The organism is Mesorhizobium ciceri WSM4083, from assembly GCF_000519305.1.
GTDB classification, from domain to species: domain Bacteria; phylum Pseudomonadota; class Alphaproteobacteria; order Rhizobiales; family Rhizobiaceae; genus Mesorhizobium; species Mesorhizobium ciceri_B.
Genome location: NZ_JAFG01000004.1, coordinates 531079 through 556388 on the forward strand (window position 1 = coordinate 531079; position 25310 = coordinate 556388).

Annotated in this window: 21 protein-coding genes; 3 read left to right on the plus strand and 18 right to left on the minus strand. The window is 64.1% G+C overall.

Annotated features, from left to right (window positions below; all coding sequences use genetic code 11):
* Window positions 1-48 precede the first annotated feature (48 nt).
* The 4 genes from phnY to MESCI2_RS0108455 form a co-directional block, all read right to left on the minus strand.
* Window positions 49-1506, minus strand: coding sequence for a phosphonoacetaldehyde dehydrogenase (gene phnY, locus MESCI2_RS0108440; RefSeq protein ID WP_027036197.1), 1458 nt, complete (start codon window positions 1504-1506; stop codon window positions 49-51).
* 266 nt (window positions 1507-1772) lie between these two features.
* A complete protein-coding gene (gene phnA, locus MESCI2_RS0108445) occupies window positions 1773-3029 on the minus strand; it encodes a phosphonoacetate hydrolase (RefSeq protein ID WP_027036198.1) in 1257 nt (418 codons plus the stop codon).
* Between the two features lie 24 nt (window positions 3030-3053).
* The gene (locus tag MESCI2_RS0108450; RefSeq protein ID WP_027036199.1) at window positions 3054-4253 is read right to left on the minus strand and encodes a 2-aminoethylphosphonate--pyruvate transaminase; all 1200 of its coding nucleotides are present in this window, start codon (window positions 4251-4253) and stop codon (window positions 3054-3056) included.
* 125 nt (window positions 4254-4378) lie between these two features.
* Entirely contained in the window at window positions 4379-6079 is a 1701-nt protein-coding gene (locus MESCI2_RS0108455; RefSeq protein WP_027036200.1) for a Na/Pi cotransporter family protein, read from the minus strand.
* Window positions 6080-6234: 155 nt separating this feature from the next.
* Between MESCI2_RS0108455 and MESCI2_RS0108460 the strand changes: the two genes are divergently transcribed.
* Window positions 6235-7104, plus strand: coding sequence for a LysR substrate-binding domain-containing protein (locus tag MESCI2_RS0108460; protein ID WP_027036201.1), 870 nt, complete (start codon window positions 6235-6237; stop codon window positions 7102-7104).
* On the opposite strand, the gene MESCI2_RS0108465 is transcribed toward MESCI2_RS0108460, so the two are convergent.
* The 4 genes from MESCI2_RS0108465 to MESCI2_RS0108480 form a co-directional block, all read right to left on the minus strand.
* Window positions 7101-9578 carry a GcvT family protein gene (locus MESCI2_RS0108465; protein ID WP_027036202.1) on the minus strand — a complete coding sequence of 826 codons (2478 nt, stop codon included), beginning with the start codon at window positions 9576-9578 and terminating at the stop codon, window positions 7101-7103. The two genes, MESCI2_RS0108460 and MESCI2_RS0108465, sit on opposite strands and share 4 nt — an antisense overlap.
* A gap of 82 nt (window positions 9579-9660) precedes the next feature.
* Complete coding sequence (locus MESCI2_RS0108470; protein WP_027036203.1) at window positions 9661-10449, minus strand: DeoR/GlpR family DNA-binding transcription regulator; 789 nt, start codon at window positions 10447-10449, stop codon at window positions 9661-9663.
* 81 nt (window positions 10450-10530) lie between these two features.
* A complete protein-coding gene (locus tag MESCI2_RS0108475; RefSeq protein ID WP_032900505.1) occupies window positions 10531-11187 on the minus strand; it encodes a GntR family transcriptional regulator in 657 nt (218 codons plus the stop codon).
* Window positions 11188-11295: 108 nt separating this feature from the next.
* The gene (locus MESCI2_RS0108480; RefSeq protein ID WP_027036205.1) at window positions 11296-12747 is read right to left on the minus strand and encodes a DHA2 family efflux MFS transporter permease subunit; all 1452 of its coding nucleotides are present in this window, start codon (window positions 12745-12747) and stop codon (window positions 11296-11298) included.
* A 315-nt stretch (window positions 12748-13062) separates the two neighbouring features.
* Here MESCI2_RS0108480 and MESCI2_RS0108485 point away from each other — a divergent pair, with 315 nt between their 5' ends.
* Window positions 13063-14079 (plus strand): Zn-dependent oxidoreductase, encoded by a 1017-nt coding sequence (locus MESCI2_RS0108485; RefSeq protein WP_027036206.1) that lies wholly within the window; start codon window positions 13063-13065, stop codon window positions 14077-14079.
* 7 nt (window positions 14080-14086) lie between these two features.
* Here MESCI2_RS0108485 and MESCI2_RS0108490 read toward each other — a convergent pair whose 3' ends face one another.
* From MESCI2_RS0108490 to MESCI2_RS0108515, 6 genes are all read right to left on the minus strand, one after another.
* On the minus strand, window positions 14087-14791 hold the full coding sequence (locus MESCI2_RS0108490) for a cyclase family protein (protein WP_027036207.1): 705 nt from the start codon (window positions 14789-14791) through the stop codon (window positions 14087-14089).
* Window positions 14788-15726, minus strand: a complete 939-nt coding sequence (locus MESCI2_RS0108495) for an ABC transporter permease (RefSeq protein WP_027036208.1) — start codon at window positions 15724-15726, stop codon at window positions 14788-14790. The genes MESCI2_RS0108490 and MESCI2_RS0108495 overlap by 4 nt, the downstream gene beginning before the upstream one ends.
* Window positions 15723-16592, minus strand: a complete 870-nt coding sequence (locus MESCI2_RS0108500) for an ABC transporter permease (RefSeq protein WP_430981660.1) — start codon at window positions 16590-16592, stop codon at window positions 15723-15725. The genes MESCI2_RS0108495 and MESCI2_RS0108500 overlap by 4 nt, the downstream gene beginning before the upstream one ends.
* Window positions 16593-16689: 97 nt before the next feature.
* A complete protein-coding gene (locus MESCI2_RS0108505) occupies window positions 16690-18180 on the minus strand; it encodes a sugar ABC transporter ATP-binding protein (protein ID WP_245270260.1) in 1491 nt (496 codons plus the stop codon).
* Window positions 18181-18193: 13 nt separating this feature from the next.
* Window positions 18194-19270, minus strand: coding sequence for an ABC transporter substrate-binding protein (locus MESCI2_RS01000000134480; RefSeq protein WP_050596504.1), 1077 nt, complete (start codon window positions 19268-19270; stop codon window positions 18194-18196).
* A 62-nt stretch (window positions 19271-19332) separates the two neighbouring features.
* The gene (locus tag MESCI2_RS0108515; protein WP_027036211.1) at window positions 19333-20580 is read right to left on the minus strand and encodes an enolase C-terminal domain-like protein; all 1248 of its coding nucleotides are present in this window, start codon (window positions 20578-20580) and stop codon (window positions 19333-19335) included.
* Window positions 20581-20729: 149 nt separating this feature from the next.
* Here MESCI2_RS0108515 and MESCI2_RS0108520 point away from each other — a divergent pair, with 149 nt between their 5' ends.
* Window positions 20730-21491 carry a GntR family transcriptional regulator gene (locus tag MESCI2_RS0108520; protein ID WP_081738640.1) on the plus strand — a complete coding sequence of 254 codons (762 nt, stop codon included), beginning with the start codon at window positions 20730-20732 and terminating at the stop codon, window positions 21489-21491.
* A gap of 172 nt (window positions 21492-21663) precedes the next feature.
* Here the strand turns inward: MESCI2_RS0108520 and MESCI2_RS0108525 are convergent, their stop codons facing one another.
* The 4 genes from MESCI2_RS0108525 to MESCI2_RS0108540 are packed head-to-tail and all read right to left on the minus strand — an operon-like array spanning window position 21664 to window position 25310.
* Entirely contained in the window at window positions 21664-22542 is an 879-nt protein-coding gene (locus MESCI2_RS0108525) for an SMP-30/gluconolactonase/LRE family protein (protein WP_027036212.1), read from the minus strand.
* A 44-nt stretch (window positions 22543-22586) separates the two neighbouring features.
* Window positions 22587-23549, minus strand: a complete 963-nt coding sequence (locus MESCI2_RS0108530; protein WP_027036213.1) for a 3-keto-5-aminohexanoate cleavage protein — start codon at window positions 23547-23549, stop codon at window positions 22587-22589.
* Complete coding sequence (locus tag MESCI2_RS0108535) at window positions 23546-24493, minus strand: 3-hydroxyacyl-CoA dehydrogenase (RefSeq protein ID WP_027036214.1); 948 nt, start codon at window positions 24491-24493, stop codon at window positions 23546-23548. Before MESCI2_RS0108535 ends, MESCI2_RS0108530 begins: the two co-directional genes overlap by 4 nt.
* Window positions 24494-24503: 10 nt before the next feature.
* Complete coding sequence (locus tag MESCI2_RS0108540; RefSeq protein ID WP_027036215.1) at window positions 24504-25310, minus strand: SDR family oxidoreductase; 807 nt, start codon at window positions 25308-25310, stop codon at window positions 24504-24506.

The window sequence follows — 25310 nt, forward strand, 5'->3', positions numbered from 1 at the left end:
GGAGCGGCGAACGCTCCCTCGATTGTTCTATCCGTCAATGCCGTCCGGTCAGGACCAAGGCAGCGAAAATGTCTTCACATTGGTGTAGCTCTTCATCGCCTCGATGACGCCTTCCTTGTAGCCGTTGCCCGAATCCTTGATGCCGCCGAAGGGCGACATCTCGATGCGATAGCCCGGCACCTCCCAGATGTTGACGGTGCCGACCTGAAGGCCGGCGATGTATTTCTGCATGCGCGGAAAAGAGTTGGTGCAGACGCCCGACGACAGGCCGAACGCGGTCGAGTTGGACAGTGCGATCAGCGCATCATCGTCGTCCGGCGCGCGAACGATCGGGATGATCGGGCCGAACGTCTCCTCCATCACCAGTTCGGATATGTGCGGCACGCGATCGACGACGATGGGCGGCAGCAACGCGCCCTGACGACCCGGATTGTAGAGGATTTCGGCGCCCTGCTCGGCGGCCATGTGGACGCGCGCTTCGAACAGCGCCGCAGCCTTCTCGTGCACGACGGTGCCAAGGTCGGTCGAGCGGTCCATCGGATCGCCGAAGCGGATCTTTTTCGCCCGCTCCAGCACCAGCGGCACGAAGCGGTCGGCGACGCTTTCCTGGACGAGGATGCGCTTGACCGCCGTGCAGCGCTGGCCGGAGTTCTTCGTCGCTCCGGCCACGGCCAGATCGGCTGCCCTGGCCAGATCCTCGTCGGAGAGATCGTTGAGGACGATCAGCGGGTCGTTGCCGCCGAGTTCCAGCACCTGGCGCTTGTAGCCGGCGGTGCGGGAGATCATCTTGCCGACCGGCACGCCGCCGGTGAAGGTGATCAGGTCGATGTTGTCGTTGGTGATCATCTCGTTGCCGATATCGGCCGGCCAGCCGGTCACCACCGACAGCATCTCCGGTGGCAGGCCGGCCTCATAGAGGATATCGGCCAACAGCAGTGCGGTCATCGGCGTCAGTTCGGTCGGCTTGACCACCACGCAATTGTTGGTGGCGATTGCCGGCGCCACCTTGTGCGAGACCATGTTGAGCGGATGGTTGAACGGCGTGATCGCCGAGATCGCCTTCAGCGGTTCACGCGTGGTGAAGATCTTGCGCGCCTTGCCGTGCGGGGTGAGGTCGCAGGAGAAGATCTGGCCGTCATCCTGGATGCACATCTGCGCCGACAGCGTGAACACGTCATAGGCACGGCCGACCTCATAGAGCGAGTCCGTCTTGGAGATGCCGAGCTCGAGCGTGATGAGGTCGGATATTTCTTCCCGGCGCGACGCCAGCGCTTGCGCCGTGCGAAACAGGATCTGCTGGCGCTCGTAGCGGGTCAGCTTCGATTTGTAGCCGGCGGCGATCTCGAAGGCTTTTCGCGCGTGCTCGGCGCGCCCGGCCGGCACGGTGCCGATGACGGTGTCGTTCCAGGGATAGCGCACCTCGACGACGCCGTCGGCATCGACTCGTCTGCCGGCAATGCGCATCGGCTCGTGGCGAACTTTGATGGCGGGGTCGAGCTTGGTCATGTCAGTGTTCCCGGTGCTCAGAGAGCTACATCGATATTTTGTTGGCGCGGCCATCGCGTCTTGGCAATGGCTTCCCCCACTCCGTCGCCGCTTCGCGGCGCCACCTCTCCCCCCTCCGGAGGGAGAGGAAGGGAGCCAAGGCTGGCGAGCTCAGCGCCTTTCCTCTCCCCCGTCGATCGGGGGAGAGGTGCCGAGCGAAGCTCGGCGGAGTGGGGGTCGACCGGCGCAATCATCAATAACTACGCCCACGAGCCCCACCTCGCACATCAAGCCAGCGCTGCCGCCATTGTGGCGTAGTAGAAGGCGTCGAAATTGCGCAGCGTCGGCTCGTTGGGCAATTCCGGCAGCACCCGGTTGACGATGAACGGCACTTCCTGCTCGGTCAGCCCACCATGCGAGCGCAGCGGTTCGTTCAGAGCCGCCAGGTCATGGCGATGTTCTGAGGTGCCGATCGTCTTGTTCTCGGTCGAGATCAGCACGATGTCGCCGATGCGGTCGGCCGGCAGCTCAAAGCGCTCGCACGCCGTCGGGCTGTCGACGACCAGCATGATGCCGTCGATCTTCGCCAGCCGGGCCATGATGCCGGCCTGATCTGCGCCATCAGGCAGATAGGCCGTGGCAAACGAGCCGAGCGCGCCGTGATGCACGACATAGGGGTCGGTGATCGGCAGGATGACGCGGGCGGCGTCCTTGCCCAGCCACTCGTCGAGAATATCCTGGACATAGACAACATCAGGCGAACCGTCCGCCCTGTGCTTGGGCTTCATGCCATGGTCGGCGGTGACGACGATCGCCGCGCCCAGCGCATCGAGCTCGGTCAGGTATTTGTCGAACATCTCGTAGAAGGCGTTGGCTTGGCGGTCGCCGGGCGCATATTTGTGCTGCACATAGTCGGTGGTCGTCAGGTACATGATGTCGGGGCGGAATTCCTTCAGCAGCTGGACGCCGGCGGCGAAGACGAATTCCGACAGCTCGGCCGAATAGACCTCCGGCACCGGCAGCCCAAAATGCTTCGAGGCATTGCCGATGCCGTGCTCGGCCACAGTCGTGGTGTCGGACTTTTCCGCCGAGAAGCAGAGCGCACGGCCTTCGTCGAAGGCGAGGCCCTTGCCGAGCAGCGCCCGCAATTTGTCCTTGGCGGTCACCACCGCAACCTTGGCGCCGGCGTCATAGAAAGCCTGGAAGACGGTCGGCGCGCGCAGGAAGCGCGGATCGTTCATCATCACTTCCTTGCCGGTCTCGCGCTCGTAGAGATAGTTGCCACAAATGCCGTGCACCGCTGGCGGGCGGCCGGTGGCGATCGACAGATTGTTGGGGTTGGTGAAGCTCGGAATGACCGAATGGGCAAAGCGCACCGTGCCCTTTTCCTTGATCTTGACTAGCGCCGGCATCAACCCGGCCTTGATCGCCTCATCGAAGTAAGCCGGCTCGCAGCCGTCAAGGCAGATGGCGATGGCCGGCACACGCGGCCAGGCGTAGGTGCGGCCGTTGACCGCGACGTTGATGGGAGACATCTGGTTCATCTGATATCCTCGAAATCGGCCGCTTCAGGCGGCGAGTTTGGCGCGTTCGGCGAGTGCCGCGGCGGGTGGAGCGGCGGTGTCGACGCCCATTTCATGCAGTGAAAAAGCCGCCGCCTCGACGACGCGGCGCATGACATGCTCGTCCATCTGGCCGATGCAGCCGACGCGGAAGCTATCCACTGCGGTCAGCTTGCCCGGATAGATGATGAAACCCTTGTCCTTCATCAGATCGTAAAAGCGGTCGAAGGCGAAACTGGCATGGGCCGGGTTGAAGAAGGTGACGATGATCGGCGACAGCCAGCGATCCCTGAGCAGTGTCTCGAAACCGAGGTCGCGCATGCCGGCCACCATGACGTCGCGGTTCCTCGTATAGCGAGCGCCACGGCCGGCGACGCCGCCTTCGGCCTCGTGCTGGCGCAGTGCTTCGAGGAAGGCAGCAACGACATGCGTCGGCGGCGTGTAGCGCCACTGGCCGGTCTTGTTCAGGTGCGCCCACTGGGCGTGGACGTCGAGCGACAGCGAATGGCTCCTGCCTTTGGCAGCCTCCAGCTCGCTCTTGCGGGCGATGATGAAGCCGAAGCCCGGAACGCCCTCGATGCACTTGTTGGCGGATGAGACCATCGCCTCATAGCGGATTTCGTTGACGTCGAGCGCTACGGCGCCGAACGCGCTCATGGAATCGACCAGCAGCTTGCGACCCTTGGCATGGACGGCTTGCGCAATCTCGGCGACCGGGTTGAGGATGCCGGAGCTGGTCTCGCAATGGATGGCGATGACATGGGTGATATCAGGGTCGGCCGCGAGGGCCGCCGCCACCTCGTCGCCGCGCGGGGGCAGATAGTCGCCCTTGTCGATCAGCGTGTAGGCGCGGCCGAGATACTGCATGGTCTGCGCGGCGCGCAGGCCGTAGGCGCCGTTGGCCAGCACAAGAACCTTGCCATCCCTGGGCACGAACGACCCCAGCATCGCTTCGACGCAGAAAGAACCGCTGCCTTGCATCGGCACGCAGTCGAACTCATCGTTCCTGTCCCCGGTCAGCGCCAGCAGGCGGCGACGCATATCCGATGTCATGGCGCGAAAGTCGCCGTCCCACGATCCCCAGTCGCGCAACATCGCCTGCTTGACCGAATAGGCCGTGGTGAGCGGTCCCGGGGTCAGAAGATACGGCTCGCCCAGCGCCGGGCTGGCCAGCGGCTCCGCGGCAAATTTCGTCTCGGCGAGCATGTTGTCCTCCGCTCGATCTGCGTTCGATGTGGCCTTATTCTTGGCTTGAATGATCTATTTGTAAAATCGTTATTTTGTATCGATGTATAGATTTTAATGATGATCTGCCGGGCGGGAATCCGTCTTCAGGCCAGTGCAGGAGCCCCCACTTCCGCAGCCCCTCTCGCCAGCCGGCTTTCGAGCAGATCACCGCTCTGCGTCAGCAAGGGATAAGCGACCGAGGCCATCAGCGAGTTGATCTCCTTCAGCGCCCGCACGGCCTCCAGATGGATGTCGCTGGTGTCGATGCTCTGCGGCATTCCCGATTGCAGGCGCTTGAGGTGACGGTCGTGGCTCGTGCGTTCCAGTCTGCGCATCCGCTCCTTCTCGACGACGAGTTGCCGCGCCGAATCGAGATCGCTCGACACCAGCACATTGAGTGCAAGCTGCATGTTGGCCATGACACGGTTGTGAAGCCCGGCCAGTTCGCTCCAGCCGTCGCGTGAGAAGCGCAGGTTCTTGTCACGCAGCTCCTGGGTGAGCACGAGCAGGTTCTTGGCGACGATGTCGCCGGCGCGTTCGAGATTGATGGCGAAGTCGGTGAGCTCGATGCCGCGCTGCGCTTCGGCCGCGCTCATGCTGCCGCGATTGACTTCGGCAATGTAGAGCTTGATTTCGGTATGGGCGCGGTTGACCTCCTCATCGAGTTTTTGGGCCTGGCGTATCTGGTCGCCGGTGCCGGCGTCGAAGAAATCCATCACTGGGCGCAGCATCACCTCGACGACTTCGCCCATGCGCAGCAGCTCGCGGGTCGCACTGGCTAGCGCAAGACCGGGTGTGCGCATGACGGTGCGGTCGAGCGCGCTGGTGCGGCGTGACATCAGGTCCCCACCCTCCCCTGCCTTTGCAGCCGGCCTGTCGGGGACCAGCAAGGTGGCGAGCTTTTCCATCGTGCCGGTGAACGGCAAGCAGCAGATGACGAGTACCAGATTGAAGGCGAGATGCAGGTTGACCAGTTGGCGGCCTTCGGTTGCGCCGAACAGATGCGCCGGGAAGGTCACGGCCTGAAGCGCGAACAAAGCCGCCAGCGCCGCCGTGCCGCGAAAGATCAGATTGCCGAGCGGGATACGGCGCGCCTCGACGGCATCGCCGCGCGTCAGCCACACCGCGATCAGCGCGCCGCCGCAATTGGCGCCAAGAATGAAGAACAGACCGACCTCGGCCGGCAAGACGCCTTGCGCGGCAAGCGTCACGAACAGCAGGATCGCCGCGACGCTGGAGTGGATCAGCCATGTGAACAGCGCAGCTGCGGCAAAGGCGGTGAAATAATCCGCGCGCAGATAGGAGATCACCAGTGGCAGCAAGGTGCTCTGCCGCATGGGTGCGGTCGCCTCGCCGATCATATGCAGCGACAACAGCACGAAGGCGACGCCCATCAGGATGCGTCCGCCCTGCCTGATGCCAGCCACCTCGAACTTCAGGGCCATCGCACCGCCGACCAGGACCAGTGCCGGCACCAGCCAGCTGAGATCGAACGACAGCACCTGCACGACCAGGGCGGAACCGAGATCGGCGCCCAGCAGGATCGCCAGCCCGGCCGACACCGAAACCATGCCGCTGGCGGCAAACCCGGCCGCCAGGACGGCGACTGCGGTCGAGCTTTGCAGCAGCACGGCAAGCACGGTGCCGACGCCCGCCGAGCTGATCCGCGCACCCCGCGCCTGTCTCAGCGCATCGCGCAAGGCAGGGCCGCAGGCGCGCTCGACGCCCGTGCGCACCATGCGCACGGCCCAGAGCAGCAGCATGACGGCACCCGCCAGGTGCAGCAGGATGATGGAAAATTGCATGGCGACGCCTCCGGTGCCAACGGCCGGCAGGGATGTCGACCCATGCTCAGGCTGAGGGTCGGCAAAACATAAGTCAAATCGTTCCTTCCGATCTTTTCCTAAGCAGTCCTTATGATAGGATGTCGGCGATTTCAGAAATGTCGGAGGCACGGAAGATGCGCTACGTCCAGTTGCGAGCCTTTCACCAGGTGGCCATCTGCGGTGGCTTTTCACGCGCCGCCGAGGCGCTCTTCCTGACCCAGCCGGCGATCTCGGACCAGGTGCGCAAGCTCGAGGAAGAGTATGACGTGCTGCTGTTCAACCGGAACAAGAAGCAGGTCACGCTGACCCATTCGGGCCAGAAATTGCTCGAAATAACCCACCGCATGTTCGATACCGAGCAGCAGGCGCTCGAACTCCTGACGGAGTCGCGCGCCCTGCGGTCCGGCACGCTACGCATCGTCGCCGATGCCGCGCATCACCTGCTTCACATCCTCGGCAGCTTCCGGGCTCGCTACCCCGGCGTGCAGGTTTCGGTGCGCGCCGGCAACACCGAGACGGTGATCAGCAGCCTCTACAGCTACGATGCCGACATCGGCGTGCTGGGCGAAGTGCCGACCGGGCGCGATTTCGAGGTGCTGGAACTCAACTCGACGCCGATCATCGCGTTCGCGTCCGTCGACCACCCGCTGGCCGCGAAAAAGTCGCTCACCCTCAAGCAGCTCGCGCAGGAATCGCTGGTCATGCGCGAGCGCGGCTCGAAGACGCGTCAGAAACTCGAAGATCTCGCAGCCGCCTCGAAAATCGAACTGAGGCCGGCGATCGAAGCCGAGGGCCGCGAAGCCGTCCGCGAGATCGTCGCCTCGGGCGCCGGCATCGGCTTTGTCTCGGCGGCCGAATTCGGCCAGGATTCGCGGCTGGTGCCGATCACCATCGACGGTCCCGAGACGCTGATGGACGAAGCGCTGATCTGCCTGCGTGAACGCAGCGGCGGCAAACTGGTGCGGGCTTTCCTGGATATGGCAAGGTCCATGTCGGCGGATTAAGCGGCAGCGCGAACCTCCACCACATCAGCCTTCACCCGCTCCGACTTCGGGTCGTAGGGACTGCGCAGATGTGCTGTCGCGGCATGGCGAACGCCGGCAAGGTCGATCTCGAAACGACCACCGGTGAGAAACGCAGCGTCGACACCCGCCTCGTTCTCGATCAGCCCGAGTGCGACCGAGCGGCCAAGCGTGTGGCCGTAGGCGGCCGAGCGGACTTCGCCGACCGGTTTGCCGTCACGCAGTACCAACTCGCCGCCCCACAGCATCGGCTCGGCATCATCGAGCGTGAACAGCACGACGCGCCTTGCCGGTGCTGTCGATGGCTTCGTCTCAACCAGCGCGTCGCGGCCGATAAAGCCCCCTGGCTTGTCCATCGCGACAGCGAAGCCAAGCCCGGCCTGCCAGGGGTTTATATCAGGCGTCAACTCCCTGCCCCAGGCGCGAAAACCCTTTTCGATGCGCAAGGCATCGAGCGCGTAGTAGCCGGCGTCCAGCAGACCGAATTCACGGCCTGCCTCATGCAACGCCTCATAGACGCCGACGGCGAATTCGGTCGGCACGATCAGTTCCCAGCCCAGTTCGCCGACATAGGTCATGCGGTTGGCATAGGCGGTGGCATAGCTGATATCGATCTCGCGGATAGTGGCGAAGGGAAAGCCGGCGTTGGAGAGATCGGCCGAGGAGAGTTTGCCCAGCAGATCGCGCGAGCGCGGCCCCATCAACGCCAGTACCGCGTAGGACGAGGTGACGTCGGTCAAGATAGTATGCGCGTCGGGGGGAATGTTTTTGACGATCCAGTCGGCATCGTGGATGGCTTGCGCGGACCCGGTGACGATGAGGAATTTCTCCGCGCCAAGCCGCATCACGGTGAGATCGCTTTCATAGCCGCCACGTGCATTGAGCACGCCCGTATAAACAGACGTACCGTCCGGTACATCGATATTTCCTGCGCAGATCCAGTTGAGCGCGGCGCAGGCATCGCGGCCCTGCACGAGGAACTTGGCGAAAGAGGTCTGGTCGAAGACGGCGACGGCTTCGCGTGTCGCCTTCATCTCGCGTTTGACCGCCTCGTGCCAGTTCTGGCGGCCGAAGGCATAGTCGTTCTCGGCCCTCTCTCCCGGTGCGGCGAACCAGTTGGCCCGCTCCCAGCCCATTTTGGAGCCGAAGCAGGCGCCCTTGGCGGCGAGCCGGTCGTAGAGCGGCGAGCGGCGGAAGGGCCGTGCGGTGTCCAGTTCGCGGTTCGGCCACGGCATGGCGTAATGCAGGCCGAGCGTTTCCTTGACACGGTCATGCAGCCAGCGCGGATTGTTGTTGAAGGAGGCGAAGCGCCTGATGTCGACCGGCCACAAATCCATTGTCGGCGCGCTGTTGACGATCCATTCGGCCAACGCCCTGCCCGCGCCGCCGGCGCTGGCGATGCCCATCGAATTGAAGCCGGCGCCGACATAGAAGTTCTTCAATTCGGGCGCCTCGCCAAGGAGAAAATTGTTGTCCGGCGTGAAGCTCTCGGGACCGTTGTAGAATTTCTTGACCTCGGCCTCAGCCAATTGCGGTACGCGGACTAGCGCGTTCTCCATGAGGATCTCGAACTGATCCCAATCATCCGGCAACAGCGCAAACTCGAAATTTTCGGGAATGCCGTTCATGCCCCACGGCTTGGCATGCGGCTCGAAGCCGCCCATGACCAGGCCGCCGACCTCTTCCTTGAAATAGATGAAACCGTCGGGGTCGCGCATCACGGGCAGGTCCGGATGTACGCCCTCGATCCTGCCGGTAACGATGTACATGTGCTCGGCCGAATGCAGCGGCACCGAGACGCCGCACATCAGCCCGACCTTGCGCGCCCACTGGCCGGCGCAATTGACGACGATCTCGGCGGCAATGTTGCCGCGGTCCGTCTCGACACCGCAGGCGACACCATTCCTCTGGCTGATACCAGTGACCTTGACCCGCTCGATAATTTTCGCGCCGCGATTGCGCGCACCCTTGGCAAGCGATTGCGTGAGATCGGTCGGATTGGCCTTGCCGTCGCCCGGCAGCCAGACGGCGCCGACCAGATCGTCGGTCGCCATGACCGGCCATAGATCGGCTGCCTCCTTCGGCGAAATCACGTCGATGTCGACGCCCTGGGCGCGTGCCGATGCGGCCGTGCGCTTCAGCACCGTCATGCGGTCGACGGTCCGCGCCACCGACAGCGAGCCACAATTCTTCCAGCCGGTGGCAAGCCCGGTCTGGGCTTCCAACTCGCCATAGAGCTGCGTGGAGTATTTGATCAGGCTGGTCATGTTGGAGTGACTGCGCAACTGGCCGACAAGCCCTGCGGCGTGCCAGGTGGTGCCACCGCTGAGTTGCCCCTGTTCGAGCAGCACAACATCGGTCCAGCCGAGCTTCGTCAGGTGATATGCGACCGAGCAGCCGATGATACCGCCGCCGACAATGACAACGCGCGCCTGGGTGGGGAATTGGTTTGCCATGGGAGATCCTGCCGTTTTGACACGAGCCGGATCATAGCTGTCGATTTCCAAATATCAACACAAAATACCACAAAACATCACATCAAGATGCAATCATCAGCTCAGGTCCCTTGCGCGCAAGCGCCTCAGCGATGTCAGCCTGCGGCTTCGCGTCGACGATCACGCCGGCGGCACGCTGAAAATTCGGGATCCTGAGCGGCGTCAGCTTTGCGAACTTGCTGCTGTCGAGAACGAAGTAGGTTTTGGCGGCAAGCGCGATCATGCGGCTGCGCTGTTCGGCGCCGGCGCGGGTGAAATCGGTAACCTCGCCGTCCGGCGACAGCGCGCCCCCGCCGAGGAAGGCGACGTCGACGCGAAAGCGCGACATGGCTTCCAGCATGTCGATGCCGGAGGCTGCTTCTTCGCCGGGATCGACTTCGCCACCCAGCATATGCACGCGCATGCCTGAGACGTGGCACAGCAGAAGCGCGATCTTCAGGCTCGCCGTGCAGATGGTGAGATCGCGCAGGTCGGTCATGGCCTGTGCGACGGCCAGCGTGGTGGTGCCGGAATCGAGGAACACCACCATGCCGTCCGTCACGAGACCGGCGGCCGTCCTGCCGATCGCGGCCTTGCCTCCGGCATTTTCGTGGCTGCGCAAGCTCATTGCCGGTTCGCTCGGCTCGAAGCGGGCGGCGCCGCCATGCACGATGCCGAGCTGCCCCTTATCCGACAGCAGCTTCAGGTCGCGGCGGATGGTTTCGCGCGAGACATCGAAGAACCCGGCCAGCTCGGCGACGCTGACAGACCCCTGGGCGCCCAGCCGCCGCAGGATCTCTTCGTGGCGACGTGGAGCAAGGGCGCGCGCCGGCAGGCTGCTGTCGGGGGACATGATGATCCTCGGATCGGGTGTCGATGTTGCAATATGTGGCAGTGATCGTGCGCAGAGGCAACCGGAGCTCAACCCACGCCGTCAGGATTTTCGCGACAGGCCATCTTCCCTGATCGCGCCGACCAGCGTCTCGCTTCCCTCGCGAAGATGCTGCCTCAGAATGCTTGTGGCCTCGTCCCCCTCGCGCTCCCTGCAGGCGGCCAGAAGGTCGCGGTGCTCCGTCTGCGAGCGGCTGCGATAGTCCAGGTTCGACAGCAGGATGCGGACGTAGCGATCGGCGGCATTGTGGTGCGCCTCGATCAGGCCGAGCAATCGATGGTTGCCGCAGGCGTCGTAGAGAGCCAGATGAAAGGCACGGTTCAGCGCGCCCCATCGGCCGACATTGCGCTCCGCGTCGATCTGATCGAGCACCTGTTCCGCCTCGTCGAGCTTCGCGGCAGCGAGGTTAGGAAGCGAAAGCCGCAACGCCTCGCATTCAAGCAATTCGCGCAGCGCATAAATTTCACCGATCTCGGCGCCGTCCATCCGAGCGACCTGCGCGCCTTTTGTGGGATGAATGGAGACAATACCTTCGGCTTCCAATTGGCGAAGGGCGTCACGAATTGGCATGCGGCTGAAGCCAAACTGCTCGGCCAATTCATCCTGGCGCAGCGAAGTGCCCGCCTTGATGGTCCCACTGGCAATCGCTTCGCGCAGGACATTGGCGACCTGTTCGGCCACGGTTCGCGGCCCCTGCATCACGCTTTCCGCAAATCCTCGCAATCGATGCTCCCGCTCACATGGTGCCAGCCTAACTGAAGACTCCCCATGTGGATATATGTATGCCTGTATACTCCGCATTCGGCATCATTTGCGCGAATTGCCCGGTCGAACGTGGCCACTGACCTGCACGCCGTCCTCGGCACGCAGGTACAGGAAACCAGGAATGGACAGCAGCGGGATGACCGCGGTCAGCAGGAACACCTGGTGGAAGCGTTCCGCTGTCACGATGTGGGTTTCTCCTGCGACAAGGCCCAGCACCATGGCGGCGATCGAGACGCCGAGCGATACGCTGAGTTGCTGCAGGACGCCGCCGAGACTGGTGGCGCGGCTGAGCTTGTCGGCCGGCAGGTCGGCATAGGACAGCGTGTTGGAGGTCATGAACTGCGCCGACCGGATGACCCCGAAGACAAAGACGTAAAGGCCGATCATCCAATGCGGCGTATCGGCCTCGATCAAGGCAAAGCCCCCGACAGCGGCGGAACCGACCACCGCGCTGCCGATCAGCACGATATTGAAGCCGAAGCGCCGCAACAGCGGCGACAGCAGCGGCCGAATGAGCAAGGCGCCGAAGCTGCCGACGAATGTCAGTGAGCCCGAGGTGACCGGGCTCATGCCAAAGCCGACCTGCAGCATCAGCGGCAACAGGAAAGGCACGCCGTTGAGGCCAACGCGGCACAGGCCGCCTGCCAGCGTACCGACCCAGAACGAGCGAAATCGAAACAGCGTCAGATCGACCGCCGGTGCAACGACGCGGCGCGCATAGCGCCCGAAGGCGAGCAGCAGCAGGATCGCGGCGGCCAACACCAACGCTGTCGCCGAAACGGGGATGATCGGCCTCCCGATGCTTTCCAGCCCGAACTGCAGCAGCGCAACTCCGCATCCGACCATCAGAAACCCGGCGAAGTCGAAGCGTTGCACCGCTTCCTCGCGGAAATCGTCGACGAAGCGCAGCGCCGCCAGAATGCCGAGACAACCGAATGGCACGTTGACATAGAATATCCAGCGCCATGACGCGTAAGTGGTCAACAGGCCGCCGAGCAGCGGCCCGATCACAGGCCCCATGATGGCGGGCAAGGTCATGTAGGTCATGGCGGTGATCAGCCCGCTGCGCGGGAAGCTGCGCAGCAGGATCAGCCGCCCGACCGGCGTCATCATGGCGCCGCCCAGCCCCTGCAGGGCGCGCATCGCCAGCAGCATGCCGAAACTGTTGGCCATGCCGCATAGCGCCGAGCCGAGGGTGAAGGTGAAAAGCGCCAGCGCGAACACTTTTCGTGCGCCGAACCTGTCGGCGAACCAGCCGCTGACGGGAATGAATACGGCCAGCGTCAGGATGTAGGTGGTGATCGCCAGGTTCAGCCTGACGGGCGTCGTGTCGAGGCTGCGCGCGATGGCGGGGATCGCGGTGGTGATGATGGTGGAATCGAGCTGCTCCATCAGAAAGGCGATGGCGACGATGATTGGGATAATCAGTCTCAGCCTCGGGTCGCGCTCGGTGGCAAATTGAGGCTGTTCCAATGCTGTGGCCAATTCCGTCATGCAGGCGGCTGCTCTACCCCAGTTGGCGCATCCGCGTTCAAAGGCGAGATCGCCTTCCGTGCGGCAAGCCAGCCGAGGCCTGATCACACGGCCTGCCTTATGGTCCGACAAATAGGCAAGCGGTAGTCATTTCTGGTTGTGTGGAGGTCAACAAATCTTGACCATGAGCGCCGCCGGCGAATTGAGCGTCGTGGCAGGCCGTCACCTCGCATTCCACCTGGCTCGATCTCCCTGGGAAACTACCGCCACGCGCTTGCGGCTTGACGGCGCAACGAAGTTGAGTCACTGGTCGACTAGTATACAAGTGGTGAGGCCATGCTTGAAGTTCTCGTTCGCGCGCCGCGGTCGCTGGAAGTCCGGCAAGGCGCCATGCCCGAGCCCGGCGCCGGTGAAGTCGTCGTTCATGTCAGCCGTGCGGGTATCTGCGGCTCCGACATTCACATCCTGCATGGCTCCAATCCGTTCGCCGTCTATCCGCGCATCATCGGCCATGAATTCGCAGGCACGGTAACAGCGCTCGGACGCAATGTGACCGGCATCGCGGTGGGAGACCGCGTGGTGGTCGATCCCGTGGTGTCGTGCGGCCACTGCTATCCCTGCCGGGTCGGCCGCTCCAATGTCTGCGCCAACCTCGAAGTGATGGGCGTTCACCGCGACGGCGGCTTTCGCGCCTTCGTGGCGGTGCCGGCAGCAAGTGCCATACCGGTTCCAGCGAATATGCCGTTTGGGCTGGCGGCCCTGGCCGAGCCGTTTTCCATCGCCGCCAATGTGCTTGATCGTACCGGTTGCGGACCCGACGATACGGTGCTGATCTATGGCGCCGGCACGGTCGGCGTCACTGTCCTGCAGGTCGCCAAGCTCAAGGGCGCGCGCTGCATCGTGGCCGATATCGACGAAGCCCGCCTCGAGCGAGCGCTTCGCTTCGGTGCCGACAGGGTGATCCACTCCGCCCGCGATCCCGTGCCGGCCGCGGTGCGCGGCGAAAATGATGGTCTTGGCCCGACTCTGGTCATCGACGGCGCCGGTATTCCCGCACTTCTTGACGAGGCTTGCCGGCTGGCCAGCCCGGCGGGCCGCATCGGCCTGCTCGGTTTTTCCGATGCCCCATCCAATCTCAGCCAGCAGGAAGTGGTGCGCAAGGAACTGACCATCGTCGGCTCGCGCCTGAACCGCCGGCTGTTGCCGCGCGTCGTCGAATGGCTGGCCGACAAGCGGCTCGACCCGCAAGGCATGATCACGCAGGTCTTCGCGGCGGCGGATGCACGCGCCGCCTTCGACCTTATCGAGAAGGAACCGCAGCGAACGCTGAAGGTCCAGTTGGACTTCTCATGAGCCGGACTTAGCTCTCGACCAGCGCGATGGCGCGCAGCGGCGATCCGCTGCCGCCTTCGATCGCCAGCGGCAAGCTGATCAGGAAGCACAGCGGCGGCAAGTCGCCAAGCCGGGCGAAATTCTCGCCGATCAGGATGCCCGCTGAAAGCAGCGTATTGTGCGCCGGGAAATCCTCGCTGCCGAAACAATCGATCGACAGGCAGTCCGAGCCGACGATGCGCGCACCGCGCTCGACCAGCAATTCGCTTGCTTGCCGCGACAGGCCGGGCCAGTCGGCGAGAAACGCGGCCGGATCGTCCCAGAACCGGTCCCAGCCGAAATGGAAGAACACGGCGTCGCCCTGCCGTACGCAGCCATGTTCGGCCTCGAAAGCGAAGATAGAATCCGGCTCGACCGCCTGCCGGGGACGACAGCCACGCGCGTCGATCGTCACCATGCGGCCGAAGAAACGCTCGACCGGAATGCCGGAGATGGCAGCACCGCCGCGGATGAAATGGACCGGCGCGTCGAAATGCGTGCCGGTGTGCTCGCTCATAGCCAACGCATGATTGCAGGCGACGTCGCCGCGGTCATAGGATTCCACCATTTCCTGGCAGTAATGCGGGTGCGTCGGCCACACCGGCATGCCGGGCTTCATCGGATGTGTCAGATCGACGAAGGAAACCGCCTTCGTTTCGAACAGCCCGGCGAGGGTGTCGGTGGCGGATGTCATCTGACGCGCGGCCTCGGCACGAGAGCGACGATCAAGATGATCAGCACGCCGGTCAAAAGGAAGCGCACGCCTGCCTGGATGCCAAAGGTGTTGAGCATGGTGGACATCAGGTTGAAGAACAATGCAGCCCCCCATATGCCGATGGCGTTGGCCTGTCCACCAGCGACGCTGGTGCCGCCAAGCACCACCACGGCGATCGATTCCATCAGATAGGCGTCACCCATGTTGAGTGCTGCCCCGCCGCTGAAGCCGGCAAGCAGGAAGCCGGCGAGCGCTGCCGCCGTGCCGCACAGCATATAAGCAATCAACCGCACCCGTGCGACGTTGATGCCGGCGAGCCGCGCCGCCGGTTCGCTCTGGCCGGTGGCCAGCACTTGCCGGCCCCAGACCGTGCGTTTGAGAGCGATCATGGCGACCAGCGTCAGCACCATCACCGCGATCGGCATGAATTGCACGCCGCCAAGGCTCATCGAGGTGAACCGGGAAAGGCCGGCCGGCGGCTTCAGTGTCGCCTGGCCGCCGAGATTGAAGGCAAGCGACTGGAACACGAAGCTCCAGGCGAGCGTGGCGATGATCGGCGGCAGCCTGAGCGCGACGATGGCAAGGAAGTTAGCGGCCCCGGCAACGGCGCCGACGGCAAGTGCTGCAAGCAGGCCAGGCAACAGCATGCCGTCGGACCCTTGCATGACCGTCATCGACACATAGGCGGCCAGCGTCAGCACGGATGGCACGGACAGGTCGATATTGCCCGGCCCGGAGGCGACCACGAACATCTGCCCGGTTCCTACCACAACGCTGAAGGCACCGAAGGCGAGCGCGCCCGACAGCGTGGCGCCGGCACTGCCGATGCCCGAGTAGGCTGTCGTCGCCAGCCACATTGCGAGCGCCACGATGAAGCCGTAGGTCCACGGCGCGAGGCTCAATCTCCGGGTCATCGCGCCCGCTCCGACAAAAGCACGCGCCCGGCCAGCACGAGAAACAGGATGACGCCCTGGGCACCGATCTGCCATGTCGGCGGCACCTGCAGGAAGGACAGAAGCGAGCCCGCGAGCGACAGCGTCAGCGCACCGACCACCGTGCCGACCGGCGAGACGACGCCACCGGTGAAAGCGCCACCGCCGAGGATCACCGCGCCGACGCCGAGCAGCGTATAGGCCGGCGCGACATTGGCGTCGCCCGATGTGGTGAGGCCGGTCAGCGTCAGCCCGGCCAGACAGGCAAGCAGGCCGGCGGCGGCGTAGACGGCGACGCGGATGCCGATAACGGACCAGCCGGCGCGCTCGACGGCGCGCGGATTGCCGCCGGCGCCGCGCAACACCACGCCATAGGAGGAGCGCGAGATGACGAGATGGCCGGCGAGCGCCGCCAGTGCCGCCAGCCAGATCGACAGCGGCATCAAAGGCGGCTGCCAACTCATGAAGGAAGCCAGCCATGCCGGCGCCGAGCCACCCGGCGCCGGCAGCAGGATCACGGCGATGCCGAGCCAGATGAAGGACATGCCCAGCGTCACGATGATCGACGGCAGTTGCCGCGAATGGATAAGCAGGCCAAAGCCGGCATAGACGGCGATCAGGACCAGATAGCACAGCAGCGCGAGCGCAGGTGCATCCTGCAAATAGAGCGCGGTGACGCAGGTGATCAGCCCGACAAAGGCGCCATTGGACAGGTCGATGTCGCCCAGCATGATCACCATCATCTGTGCCAGCGCGGCGAACACCAGCGGCACCGAGAGCTTGAACAGAAGGTGGAAGCCGAAATAGCTCATCGCCGCTGGGCGGATGCTGAAGATGATGGCCAGCATGACCAGCAGCGCGATCGCCGGCAGGCCGACCTGCAAGGCATTGAGCAAGGCCGGGCGCGCCTTGGAAGAGGAACGGGCGGGAGCACGGGCAGCTGCGTCAGACATGCTCGCCTCCGAACGACGCCTGCAGAATACGGCCGGTCTCGATGGCGTCGCCTTCCAGTCTGGTCGCGGCGCGTCCCTCGCGGAAGACATAGATGCGCTCGCAATTGGTCAGCTCTTCGAGCTCGGTCGTGTACCAGACGAAGGAGCGTCCGTTCTCGGCCTCGGCGCGGATCAGCCGGTAGACCTCCTGCTTGGTGCCGACATCGACGCCGCGCATCGGGTCGTCGAGGAAGATTACCTGCGCATCCGACGCCAGTGCGCGGGCGAACAGCACCTTCTGCTGGTTGCCGCCGGACAGCGACAGGATCGGCGTGTCGATCGAAGGCGCCTTGACCTTGAGCCGGTCCGACCAGGTCTCGGCCAGCTTGCGGGCGGCAGCGCTTGAAATCATGCCGCCCCGCGTCAGCGCATTCAGGCTGCGGATGGTCAGATTGTCTGCGATGGACCATAGCGAGAACACGCCCTCCGAGCCGCGGTCGCCGGCGACATAGGCACCCGGCAAGGCCTCGCGCTGCCGGCGCGCGGCATAAAACATCGCACGCAGCCGCTCGCGCTGGCCGTGGCCGTCGAGCCCGGCGAAACCGATGATCTCGCCCTTGCCGACGTCGATGGTCAGATCAGCGGTGTCGCGACCCGCATGCCGGATCACTGGAGCCTGCACCGACGCGGCCTTGCCGGCGGAGCGGTCGCGGGGCCGCTCGATGCTGCCCATCAGCTCGACAAGCGCGGCGCGTGTCAGGCCGGGGGTCGTCCGCTCGGCGACGACCTTGCCGTCGACCATGACGACGGTGCGGTCGCAGACGGCGAGGATCTCGTTCAGTCGATGGGTGATCAGGATGCAGGCGATACCGCGTCCTGCCGCGCGGCGGATATGAGCAAGCAATTGTTCCGTCGCCTCGTGGCCGAGCGCCGAGGTCGGCTCATCGAGGATGACGGCGCGTAATTTGATGCTGGTTTGCGTGAAGGCGCGGGCGATCTCGACCATCTGTCGCTCGCCGATCGGCAGGTCGGCGACCTTCCTGTCGAGATCTATGCCGTGGCCAGGGAAGATCTCGTCCAGCACCGGACCGATCACCTGACGCGCGCGCCGCCGCCAGCCCAACCCGCGCAAGGACCTGTGCACGATGCGGGTGTTTTCCGCCGACGTCAAATTGGCGCAGAGCGACAGTTCCTGGAAGATGCAGCGCAGCCCGGCCTGCTGGGCGCTGGCCGCACTCCAGACACCGATCTCACGCCCGCCGAGGCGAAAGCTGCCACCGCTGCGCTCGACCGTGCCGGCCAACACGTTCATCAGCGTCGACTTGCCGGCGCCATTGTGACCGACGAGGCCGACGACCTCGCCGGGCTTGAGATGAAAATCCACGCCGCCCAGGGCATGCACGGCATCATAGTGCTTGCGGACATCGCGCACCTCGATGAGGAGGCCGTCGGCATTGACCGTCTCTGCTACGTCCTTTTTGGGCGACGTGGGATCGTTCATCATTCGGCCATGCTGCTCATTTCGGCGCGGGAACGCCCGGCAGAGGCTCTTTCTTAGCGTTGGCGTCGATGATCTTGGCCACCAGCTCCTGCGGATATTCGGCATTGACGACGCCGCCTGCGGGAACCGTCTTCAGCCAGGCGTCAAGGTCAGGCTGATTGATCTGCAAGAGCGGCACCTCGACGAATTTCGGCACCTGCTTGCCGGCCAGGATCTGCTGCGCGACCCAGAACGCGACCTGCGAGACGCTGGGCGTGGCACCCAGCGAGAAGGTTTCGTAGCCGCTGGCGTCATGCTCCTGCTTCCACAGCGCCAATTCGTCCTGGCGGTTGCCCATGATGATGATCGGCAGCGGCCGGTTGGCGGCCTTGAATGCCTGCGCCGCGCCATAGCCGTCGCCGCCCTGCGTCAGCACCGCATCGACCTGAGGCAGCGACGGCAGGATGCCCGACACTTCCTTTTGTGCCACGGTCGCCGTCCACTGGCCATAGACCTCGCCGACGGCCTTGTAGCTGGCGTGCGCCTTCATCGCTTTCTCGACGCCCTCATGCAGGCGCTTGTCGAAACCGTCGCCAGCCATACCGCGGATCTCGAGGATGTTGGCCGGTTTGTCGCCGAGCTTGCTGGAGATGAAATCCAGTTCTGCCTTGGCATAGGAATCAAGGTTGTAGTCGACGACATAGGCGCAAGGCTCGGTGACGCCGCTGGCGAAGGCAACGACCGTGATACCGGCATTGCAGGCATCCTTGATGGCGCCGTTGAGTGCGGTGTCGGAGCCGGCAAGGACGATGATCGCGTCGTAGCCCTGCAGGATCAGGTTCTCGATCTGGCTGGCCTGTTCGGTCACCGAATTGTTCGAGCTGACGACGGCTGTTGCGGCGACCTGCTTGTCGGCCACGGCCTTGGCGCCCATTTCCTCGAAGCTCTTTATCATCACCTGGCGGAAGGAATTGCCGGCGTAGGAATTGCTGAAGGCGATCTTCTTGGCCGAAGTGTCGCCCTTGGCGACGCCGTCATCGGCGCGAGCGTCCAGCGTTGCAAAGCTGGTGCAGCCGAGCATGGCTGCAACGAATAAGGCTGTGGTCCTGCTCATTGTTGTTCTCCTCCGGTTGAAAGTCATAGCGTCCTCCCGCCGATCCTTTCGAACGAAAAATGTCAGCCCAGCCCAAGATCAGGCACGGCATCGTTCAAATGGTCGGCGAAACTGGTGTTGGGCAGCAGCGGATACCAGCCCGGACGGCCAGGATCGCGGTCGTAGGCGTAGCCGCCCAGCGAGCGATAGAGCTCGGCATAGGTTGCGAGTTTGTCGCGATCGAGCTCGACACCGAGGCCCGGTGCCTCCGGCACCGCGATCGCACCATTCTCGTAGCGCATCTTGCCGCCGACGATGATGTCGTCGGCAAGGTGGTGGTAATGCGCGTCGGCGGTGAAGACGAGGTTGGGCAGCACAGCGCCAAGATGCAGCATGGTGGCGAGCTGGATGCCGAGTTCGCCAGAGGAATGCACGGCAATGCCGAGGCCGAACGTGTCGCAGATCTGCGCCGCGCGCACGCAGGCGCGGATGCCGCCCCAGAAAGTGGTGTCGAGCAGGATCACGTCAACCGCAGGGTCGCGCACATTGGTGGCGAGCTGTTCGAAATCGATGACGATGGTGTTGGTGGCCAGCGGGATGGAGAGCTTCTCGCGCAAGCGGCGCATGCCGGCCAGGCCCCAGGTCGGATCCTCGAAATAGTCGTTCCTGAGATCGGAGATGGCCTGGCCGAAACGCAGCGCCTCTTCGACCGACAGGGCGGCGTTCGGATCATAGCGCAGCGTGTCGGCAGGAAATTCGGCGGCGAGCGCCCTGAAACACTCCAGCTCATAGTCGGGGTGAAACACGCCGGCCTTGAGCTTGTGGGCGTGAAAACCATGTTCGGCCTTGAGCGCGCGGGCATGCTCGAGCAATTGATCGATGGTGCGGACCTCGCCCTTGCCGCTGCGGCGGTCGGCATAACGGAAGAACAGATAGGAGGCGAAGCCGATCCGGTCCCGCACGCGCCCGCCAAGCAGTTGGTAGACCGGCACGCCGAGCTTCTTGCCGATGATGTCGAGACAGGCGAATTCCAGCGCTGCGTGGAGCTGCGTGCGGTTGTTGTAGAGCGACGCCGTCGGATTGCAGATGGCGTAGCGCATGCGGTTGAGGTCGAAAGGGTCATGGCCGACCAGGTAAGATTTCAGGCCGGCGAAGGCGAGTTCCGCTCCGGCACCACCGCCGCCCATCTCGCCGAGCCCAACAATGCCCTCATCGGTCTCGACCTCGACCACCGTGCGGACAAAGCGTCCCCAATGCGTACCGTTGCTGTGCCGCAAGGCTGCTTCCAGCGGAACGGTGATGGTGGTCGCCTTGATGTCCGTGATCTTCATACCGGCTCCTCTCCCCTAGCCTTTTGGCGTCATACACACTACCATGGTAGTATGTCAATATAGCTTCGATCTTGCTTGCCGCTTGAGTTGGGGCGTGCGCAGTGTCATGACCGGGGTAGTGCAGTGCCATTCACAGCAACGGATTCGTCATGGGAACCAAGCTTTCGGGGGCGACCAGGTTTTCAGGCAATGCTGCCAGGCTGAAGAACGCCGGTCAGCGCGAACCCTCGCGGGTGCTGGAGCCGGTCAACAATCGCATGCCGATCTCGCCGCAGATCTACGAGCGCCTGCGCCGCGCCATCACGACGCTGGCGATGTTGCCGTCGGAGGCGCTCAGCGAACAGGACCTCGCCCAGCAGCTCGGTGTCAGCCGTACACCGGTGCGCGAGGCGCTGATCCGGCTTGCCGACGAAGGGCTGATCGACATCCTGCCGCAACGCGGCAGCTTCGTCGCGCCGATCCGCCTAAGTGACGTCGAGGAAGCGCAGTTCATTCGCGAGGCACTCGAAGTCTCCGTCGTGCAGAAGCTGGCCGGCCACGGTTCGAGCGCGTTCATCGCGGCAGGCAGGGTGAACCTTGCCCAGCAGGCCAAGGCGGTGGCCGAGGGCGACCGCGAGCTTTTTCTCGAGCTCGACGAGGGCTTCCATCGCAGCCTTTGCGAAGAGGCCGGCCTGCCCAAGAGCTGGCGGGTGATCCAGGTGGTCAAGCTGCAGATGGACCGTGTGCGCTATCTGAGCCTGCCAGAGCCCGGCCACCTCGAAACGCTGCTCGCTCAGCATGTGGCGATCTTCGAGGCCGTGGAGACCGGCGAGGCAAAGCAGGCAGGCGCGCGTATGGCGGCGCATTTGCGCGAAGTGCTTCGCACGGTTCAACGGCTCAACGTGGCCCGCCCGGACCTCTTTGGCCAATGATCCGTTGACCGCTCATTGTGCCATTGGGTGAAGAGCAGCGCCGCGGACGTGCTGCTCTGCGTTACCCCGCCGCTTCAGGGCAATGACGCTCGCCGGGCCACATTTTTGATGAGGGATTCCTGCGCGCCAAGGCCTGATCCGCGTATGCTACGGGCGCTTCGCTTGCCTGGCGTCAGCCGCCGAAGCGCGGTTCCGCAACGCCTTTGATGCCAAGGCCCGTGATGGCGAACAGGCTGCCGCGCAAAACGCCGTCGCCGGGAAAACGGGGCAGCGGCGGCTTGGCCATCGAGGTGACGTAGAGGGTGTCGAGCTTCGGTCCGCCGAACATGACGCTGGTGATCTTCTTGACCGGCATGTCGATGATGCGATCGATGCTGCCATCGGGCGCGTAGCGGACCACTCGGCCGTCATAGACCAGCGCATTCCACAGATAGCCCTCGGCATCGACGGTCGAGCCGTCCGCCGCACCGCCCCGGCTGATGTCGACGCGCACGAAGGTACGGCGGTTTGTGGCGGCCCCCGTGGCGATGTCGTAATCATAGGCCCAGATCTCGCCGGTCCAGGTGTCGGCGAAATAGAAGGTGCGGTCGTCGGGGCTCCAGCATGGACCGTTGGAACAGATGATGCCGGAATCGATCCGGGTGACGGAGAAATCCGGATCGAGCCTGTAGAGCCCGCCGGACGGCCCCTCTTCCATCGTATCCATGGAGCCGGCGAAGAAGCGGCCGCGCCGGTCGACCTTGCCGTCGTTGAGCCGATTCATCGGCTTGTCCGGCTCGGGATCGTGGATCAGCGTCACATCGCCGGAGGCGAAATCGAGCAGATGGAAACCGCGCTGCAGCGACACCACGGCGCCGCTACCGTCCTTGCGCAGCGCCATCGAGCCGATCTTCATCGGCACATCCCATGACCGGATCTCGCGTCCGTCGGCGGTCGCCCGAAACACGCGCCCGTCGAAGCTGTCGATCCAGTAGAGGCGCTCCTGTTCGACGTCCCACAGTGGTCCTTCGCCCAGTGTGGTCTTCACGTCCACCACGACTTCGATCTTCATGCCGTCCTCCTCCGTTTTGCGTCTCGCGGCGATTGCTAGGCGCCTCAGAAGGCGACCTTGTCGCCGCCTTTCAATGACAGGATTTCGCGTGCCTCGTCGGGCGTCGCCACCTCCATGCCGAGCCCTTCGATGATCTTGCGGGCCAGCAAGACCTGCTCGGCGTTCGATTTGGCAAGCTTGCCCTTGCCCGCCCACAGACTGTCCTCCAGCCCAACGCGGATGTTGCCGCCAAGCGCCGCCGATTGCGCGGCTATGCGCAGCTGGCTGGCGCCGGCGCCCAGCACCGACCAGCGGAACTGGTCGCCGAACAGCCGGTCGGCAGTGCGCTTCATATGGGCGACGTCTTCGGGATGGGTGCCGATGCCGCCGAGCAGTCCGAACACCGACTGCACGAAGAAAGGCGGCTTCACCAGCCCGCGGTCGGCGAAGTGCGAGAGGTTGTAGAGATGGGCGATGTCGTAGCACTCGAACTCGAAGCGCGTGCCGTTGTCGTAGCAGGTCGCCAGAATGTACTCGATGTCCTTGAACGAATTGCGGAAGACGAGATCGCGCGTCGCTTCCAGATGCGGCTTTTCCCAATCGAACTTGAAGGTCTCGTATTTGTCGGCCAGGTGATAGAGCCCAAAATTGATCGAGCCCATGTTGAGCGAGGCGACTTCCGGCTTGAACTGGGCGGCCGGGCGCACGCGCTCCTCGACCTTCATGTAGGGGCTGCCGCCGGTGGTGATGTTGATGGCGGCGTTGGTGCCTTGCTTGACGCGCGGCAGGAAGCGAGCGAAGGCCTCCGGCGTCTGGTCGGGCTTGCCGGTTTCCGGGTCGCGGGCATGCAGATGCAGGATCGCGGCACCGGCTTCGGCCGCCGCGATCGCCTCCGAAGCGATCTGGTCAGGCGTGATCGGCAGATAGGACGACATGGTCGGCGTGTGGATGGCGCCCGTCACCGCGCAGGTGATGATGACTTTGCCCCTGGTCTGCGCAGCACCTGGCTTGCGGCTCGTTTCGATCATTGTCCGTACTCCTGGTCCGATTTTTTCTTGTGCGCCGCCAGTGCCATGAGCCGGCGGTCGCGCCACACCTGCCGCTCGCCGAGGTTTTCGCGCGGCAGGCGTTCGCGGCGGTCAGCTTCGATGGTTTTCATCACGTCGCCCGCCCAGTCGACGCGTCGCTGCGTCTGGGGAAAGATGTTGGAATAGATGCCCTGATAGCGCTCGACATAGTCGCGCACGCCACCGGGTGCATTGAGATCGATGGTCTCGAACGGGCCCATGAACGACCAGCGCAGCGCCAGTCCGTCACGGATACCTATATCGACATCCTCGACACTGGCGTAGCCGTCGGCGACAAGCCGGAAAGCCTCCTCAAGCAATGCGCCTTGCAGGCGGTTCATGATGAAGCCGTCGAGTTCGCGCTTCATCACCAGGGGCGCATGACCGGCGTCGATGAGGAAGGCACGGGTTGTCTCGACCGTCTCGGCGGACGTCCATGGCGCCGGCACGATTTCGGCCGCCGGAATGAGATAGGGCGGGTTGATCGGATGCACGACCAGGCAGCGCTGCCGCCCTTGCAGATGGTCGGTGAATTTCGACGGCAACAGCGCCGAGGTGGAACTGGCGATGACTGTTTGCGGATCGGCAAGGCTGTCGATCAGCGAGAACACCTCCCGCTTCACCTCGAGGTTTTCAGGCGTGTTCTCCTGGATATGGACCGCACCAGCCAGCGCCTCTGCCAGCTCGGCGACAATGGTGATCCGGCCGAGCACGGTGTCGACCGCCTGTCCCCGCAGCAGGTCGTTCTGGGCCAGATCGCCGAGCACGCCGGCAATGTAGTCGCGGGCGCCGCCGGTCGCGGCGGGCGACTGGTCCCACATCCGCACGTCATGGCCGGCGCGGGCGAAGCTGATTGCCCAGGCCCGCCCGATAAACCCGCTTCCGACGATCGCGACATTGGCCATGGCTTATTCCTCAAAGTGTTTCGACGTTGCCGTCGACGCCGAGCGACTGGCCGGAAATGTTGATCCCCGCATCGGAGAGCAGGAAGGCGACCATCGACGCCACATCATAGGGGCTGGTCATGCGGCGCAGCGAGATGTTTTGGAGATAACGATCCGTCATCTCTTCGTGGCTGATGCCGACCTGCTTGGCGCGCGCCGAGATGACACCTTCGATGCGGGGTCCCTCGATGATGCCGGGCAGGATGGCGTTGACCCTGATGGCGTGCGGCCCGAGCTCCTTGGCCAGGCTTTGCGTGAAACCGATGACACCGAACTTGGCCGCCGAATAGGGTGTGCGGAAGGCGTAGCCATGGCGGCCGGCGGCAGACGACATCGAGACGATCGAACCACCGCCCGCCGCCTTGATCAGCGGCACGGCGCGACGGGCGCACAGAAACTGGCCGGTCAGGCAGATGTCGATGCAGCGCCGCCAATCGGAAGGGTCGATCTCGTCGACACCGCCGGTCGGCCCGGCAATGCCGGCATTGTTGATCAACGCATCGAGCCCGCCGAGTTTTTTCTCGACCGCCTCGAACAGGCGGTCGACGTCTTCGTCGCGCGAGACATCGGCCTTGACCGCAGCGACAAGGTCGATCTTGCCGGGAGCAGCGGCCAACGCCTCGTCGGAAACATCGCAGACGACGATGCGAGCGCCGAGGCGTGACAGCGTGTCGGCTATGGCAAACCCGATGCCGCCGGCGCCCGCCGTGACCAGCACGCGCTGGCCTTTCAGCCCGGTCAGAAATTCGTCCGCCGATGCCGGCGCCCTTGTGCTCAT